Source organism: Streptomyces sp. NPDC055962 (genome assembly GCF_042270185.1).
In the GTDB taxonomy this organism is placed as follows: Bacteria; Actinomycetota; Actinomycetes; order Streptomycetales; family Streptomycetaceae; genus Streptomyces.
The window spans coordinates 128040-133033 of record NZ_JBHJYN010000015.1; the positions used below are offsets into that span (position 1 = coordinate 128040).

At 70.4% G+C, this 4994-nt stretch carries 5 protein-coding genes and 1 riboswitch; of the genes, 4 read left to right on the plus strand and 1 reads right to left on the minus strand.

Going from position 1 to position 4994, the window contains the following annotated elements; genetic code table 11:
• Positions 1-174: 174 nt before the first annotated feature.
• The 3 genes from ACFC51_RS31485 to ACFC51_RS31495 all read left to right on the plus strand — a co-directional run bounded on the left by ACFC51_RS31485 (position 175) and on the right by ACFC51_RS31495 (position 2526).
• Complete coding sequence (locus tag ACFC51_RS31485; protein ID WP_376532075.1) at positions 175-1569, plus strand: aspartate aminotransferase family protein; 1395 nt, start codon at positions 175-177, stop codon at positions 1567-1569.
• A 58-nt stretch (positions 1570-1627) separates the two neighbouring features.
• A complete protein-coding gene (locus tag ACFC51_RS31490) occupies positions 1628-2248 on the plus strand; it encodes a helix-turn-helix domain-containing protein (protein ID WP_376380689.1) in 621 nt (206 codons plus the stop codon).
• Positions 2249-2352: 104 nt separating this feature from the next.
• Entirely contained in the window at positions 2353-2526 is a 174-nt protein-coding gene (locus ACFC51_RS31495; protein ID WP_376380692.1) for a DUF6126 family protein, read from the plus strand.
• Positions 2527-2535: 9 nt separating this feature from the next.
• Here the strand turns inward: ACFC51_RS31495 and ACFC51_RS31500 are convergent, their stop codons facing one another.
• A complete protein-coding gene (locus tag ACFC51_RS31500; RefSeq protein WP_376532077.1) occupies positions 2536-3360 on the minus strand; it encodes a tyrosine-protein phosphatase in 825 nt (274 codons plus the stop codon).
• Positions 3361-3775: 415 nt separating this feature from the next.
• Positions 3776-3934, plus strand: a riboswitch (cyclic di-AMP (ydaO/yuaA leader).
• A 5-nt stretch (positions 3935-3939) separates the two neighbouring features.
• On the opposite strand from ACFC51_RS31500, the gene ACFC51_RS31505 reads away from it, so the two are divergent.
• Positions 3940-4839: a peptidoglycan DD-metalloendopeptidase family protein gene (locus ACFC51_RS31505; protein ID WP_376380698.1), complete on the plus strand. Its 900-nt coding sequence runs from the start codon at positions 3940-3942 to the stop codon at positions 4837-4839.
• Positions 4840-4994: the final 155 nt, after the last annotated feature.

Genomic DNA, 4994 nt, shown 5'->3' on the forward strand with positions numbered 1-4994 from the left:
GTTTGGGTGGTGGGGGGCGGGGTTGGGTTCGGGTGGGGTGGGCGGTTGCTGCGGTTTGTGTGGGGGGGGGGGGGGGGCGGCCGCCGGGGGGGGGGGGGGGGGGGGGGGGGGGGGGGGGGGGCGGCCCCCCCCCACGCCAGGGGGAGAGCTGTACATGCCTGAGGAGAGCGGGTCATGAAGAACGAAGAGCGCGGGTTCGATCTGGCACGGCTCCTCGCGGAGCGCGGCGCCGAACGCTACGAGCTGCACACCCGGTACCTCAACCACCAGCTCCCGCGGATGCTGCACACCCTCGGTTTCGACAAGGTCTACGAGAGGGCCGAAGGGGCGCACTTCTGGGACGCGGAGGGCAACGACCACCTCGACATGCTCGCCGGGTTCGGAGTGATGGGGCTCGGCAGGCACCACCCCGTCGTACGCAAGGCGCTGCACGACGTCCTGGACGCCTCCCTCGCCGACCTCACCCGATTCGACTGCCAGCCGCTGCCGGGACTGCTCGCCGAGAAGCTGCTGGCGCACAGCCCGCACCTGGACCGGGTCTTCTTCGGCAACAGCGGCACGGAGGCGGTCGAGACCGCGCTGAAGTTCGCCCGCTACGCCACCGGCAAGCCGCGGATCCTCTACTGCGACCACGCCTTCCACGGGCTGACCACCGGCTCGCTCTCCGTCAACGGGGAGAAGGGTTTCCGGGACGGGTTCTCGCCGCTGCTGCCCGACACCGCCCTCGCGCTCGGCGACCTCGACGCCCTCCGGCGCGAGCTGAAGCGCGGCGACGTGGCCGGGCTGGTCGTGGAGCCGATCCAGGGCAAGGGCGTCCACGCCTCACCGCCCGGCTTCCTGCGGGAGGCGCAGGAGCTGCTCCACCGGCACAAGGCCGTGCTCATCGCGGACGAGGTGCAGACCGGGCTCGGCAGGACCGGGGACTTCTACGCGTACCAGCACGAGGAGGGGGTCGAACCGGATCTGATCTGCGTCGCCAAGGCGCTCTCCGGGGGGTATGTGCCGGTCGGCGCCACGCTCGGCAAGGACTGGATCTTCAAGCGCGTCTACTCCTCCATGGACCGGGTCCTCGTCCACTCCGCGAGCTTCGGATCCAACGCGCAGGCCATGGCGGCCGGGCTCGCCGTCCTCACGGTGATGGAGCAGGAGGAGACCGTCGCGAACGCCCGCCGCACCGGGGACCTGCTGCGGGAGCGGCTCACCGCGCTCGTCGGCCGCTACGAGCTGCTGCACGAGGTCCGCGGGCGCGGGCTGATGATCGGTATCGAGTTCGGCCGGCCGTCGTCCCTCAAGCTCCGCAGCCGCTGGACGATGCTCCAGGCTGCCCGCAAGGGCCTCTTCGCGCAGATGGTGGTGGTACCGCTGCTGCAGAAGCACCGGATCCTCACCCAGGTCTCCGGAGACCACACGGAGGTGATCAAGCTGATTCCACCGCTGGTCATCGGAGAGCCGGAGGTCGACCGCTTCGTCACCGCGTTCACCGCCGTCATGGACGACGCGCACAGCGGGGGCGGTCTGATGTGGGACTTCGGCCGGACCCTGGTGAAGCAGGCCGTCGCCAACCGCTGAATTTTGCCTCCGAGGCAATAAATTTGCCCCGGAGGAAAGATCCTGGCCCAATGGAGGCATGAATCCTCCTGACGGAGGGGTGGCCGACGAGCTCCCCGGCGTCGCACCGCGCCTGCGCGACCTCCGGCGCAACCGCGGCCTCACCCTGGAGGCGGCGGCCGGGCGGGCCGGCCTCTCGCCGGCCCACCTCTCCCGGCTCGAAACGGGCCGCAGACAGCCTTCGCTGCCGATGCTGCTCGGCCTCGCCCGTGTCTACGGTACGACCGTCTCCGAGCTCCTGGGCGAGATGCCGCCGGAACGTGACGCGATCGTCCGCGGCGGGCCCCCCGAGGCCACACCGCGCGGCACGGGAGCCGGCGGCTGGGTCTACCGGCAGGCCGGTGGGCCGGGCCGCGCCATGCAGGCCCTGCGGGTCCACGTCCCGTACGGCACCGAGGGGGACCTCGTGCGGGTCCACCCCGGCGAGGAATGGCTGTACGTCCTCGACGGCCGGCTCCGGGTCGTGCTCGGCGAGACCGTGCACGACCTCGGTCCCGGGGACAGCGCGCACTTCGACTCGCTCACACCCCACCGGATCGCGGCGCTCGACACCGGCGGGGTGCGCCTGCTCTTCGTCCACACGCTTCTGCAGAGCCCCACCGCCGAGCTGTGCCTGGGCAGCACGGTCCACCGGCTCTGATCCTGCTCACGCGCGCCCCTTCACGGGCGCCCGCCGATCCGCACCCCGCGTACGCCCTGCACCGTTCGCCACACCGGTCCCAGATGCCGGAAGAGAGGACTGTCATGTCCGATTCGGAGCACTACGACCCCCTGACCCCGCGGAGGGCGAGGAGCACGGACACGCAGGAGCGGCGGATGCCCCGCGGCGTCGTGATCCGGCTCCTCGCCTACCTGGTGGCCGGGCACGTGGTCGCGGCCTTCCTCTTCCTTCTCTTCACCGTGGCCGGAAAGGGCTGACCCCGGCGTTCACGCGACCTCGACGAGCCGCTCGCGCAGCCGCTCGCGGGTCTCGGGGCTGATCTTCAGGCCTTCGAGGAAGTAGCGGTCCGTGCTGCCCCAGATCTCCTCGATGGCGGCGAACGCCGCGCCGAGGTAGTCGGGGTGGGCGCCGAAGAGGGGGTTGAGCAGTTCCATCACCTCTTCGGACATCCCCGCCGGGGAGGAGTCGCTGCGCTTCACCTTGTAGCGGCGGTGCGCGTCGTTCGACTTGAGGTAGTCGGCCTCGATGGCCTCCTTCTCGACGCCCACCGCGAGCAGGGAGACCGCGACCGAGAGGCCGGCCCGGTCCTTCCCGGCCGCACAGTGCATCAGTGCGGGCATGCTGCCCTCGGCCAGGGCGTGCAGCACGCGGCTGTGCTCGGCGGTGCGGTCCCTGATGATCGAGCGGTACGAGGCGACCATGCGGTCCGTCCCCTTTCCGTCGGCCAGGATCGAGCGCAGCTGCTGGATGTTCCCGTCGCGCACCAGTCGCCAGAACTCCGCGCCGTCGGCCGGATCGGAGAGAGGAATGCTGACATTCCGGACGCCCGGCAGCTCCACGTCGAGGCCGTCGAGCTTGTGGTCGGCCGCGTTGCGGAAGTCGAAGATCGTGTGCAGGCCGAGCCCGGAGAGGAAGGCCGCGTCGGCCTCCGTGGCGTGGGCGAGGTGGCCGCTGCGGTAGAGGCGTCCGTACCGGACGGTGCGGCCGTCCACGGTCGGAAGGCCGCCGACGTCGCGGAAGTTGCGGACACCGGTCAGATCGACGTCCGTCGGCTCGGGGCCGGTCGGGGGGACCTCTGGCAGCTGCGTCACAAGGGCTCCTGGGGTGTCGGGCGTCGGCGCCGCTCGCCGACGGGGGCACGCTCGCGACGATACGACATGGCTGCATCGGCCAATCGTCTCGGGCGCAGAGGTGTCGGGCCGTCCTGTGGGGTGGTGGCCATGACATGTCCGTATTGATGTATTTAGTGGAACATGCCCCGCTTGTACGGGAGATGGGGTGAGGTGGGTGAGCGGGATCATATCCGTGACGGTGCGTGGCGGAGATCCCGGTGGGTATTCCTGACGCCGCGCGGAAAGCCAAGATCCCGGATCCACGGAGTGTGACGGGAATTCCGCACCGGAATTGAAGCGCCGATTCCGGTCCGCAATGCGGGGCTTGTTCACGGCGTCCCGGCTCGCTTACGGTCACGGTCAATCCGGACGGAACGCCTAATCCTGCCGCCGCCCGGAATCCGCACCGACTCACCTGTGGCAGGAGCGGGGGAACCAGGTAGGCCGCCGGCCGGAGGGATCCGGTACGGCTTGGGGTCAAGTCGCGCACCGCGCGGCCGGGCATCTCCAGTCCGAACCCGACAGCTCACCTCGCAGGCGCCGGAGAGGAATTCCCCCATGCCCGCAAAAGGCAAGCACCGTCGTACGAAGACCGGCCCGATCTCCCGAGGCGTACTTGCCGCCGGGACCGGTGGCGCCGTACTCGCTCTCCCGCTGATCGGCGCCACCGGCGCCCATGCGGCCGAGCAGGCCGCCCCGTCCGCAGCCCACAGCGTGTCCGCATCCACGAGTGCGTCCGCGGCCAAGAGTTCGGCGAAGACGTACTCCGTGGTCGCCGGCGACTACCTGGCGAAGATCGCGGCCGACAAGAAGGTCAAGGGCGGCTGGCAGAAGCTGTACAAGGACAACCGTGACGTCGTCGGCGAGAACCCGAGCCTGATCCGCCCGGGCATGAAGCTCACCCTCGGCGCCAAGGTGTCCGGCTCCGCGGAGAAGGCCGCAGAGGCGGCGCCCTCCAAGGCCGCGCCCGCCGCTCCTGCGAAGACGGCCGTCCCCGCCGAGGCGGCGGCCGCGAAGACCTCCGGGTCCGCCGCGTCGGAGAGCACCGGCTCCGGCTGGGCCGCCCCGGTCGAGAACGCCGTCGTCACCACCCAGTACCGCGCCTCCGGCGCCAGCTGGTCCAGCGGCTACCACACCGGCTCGGACTTCCAGGCGGCGTCCGGCACCAGCGTCCGTTCCATCGGCCAGGGCACCGTGGTCTCCGCCGGCTGGAGCGGCTCGTACGGCAACGAGGTCGTCATCCAGCACAGCGACGGCATGTACTCCCAGTACGCCCACCTGTCCTCGCTCGAGGTCTCGGCCGGCCAGACCGTGACCGGCGGCCAGCAGATCGGCCTCTCCGGTTCCACCGGCAACTCCACCGGCCCGCACCTCCACTTCGAGGTCCGGACCGGCCCGAGCTACGGTTCGGACGTCGACCCGATCGCCTACCTGCGTTCGCACGGCGTCTCCATCTGAGACTCCGTCCGGGGCGTGTACCCGGTTCGAGGAGAGGGGCGGGGGGGGCCCGCGCCCCCCCCCCCCCCAGAATAAATGAGTTTAATAAAAAAAAAGAGGGGGGGATTTTTAAAGAAAGACAAACCCCCAAAATGTGGGGGGGGGGGGAGAAATGA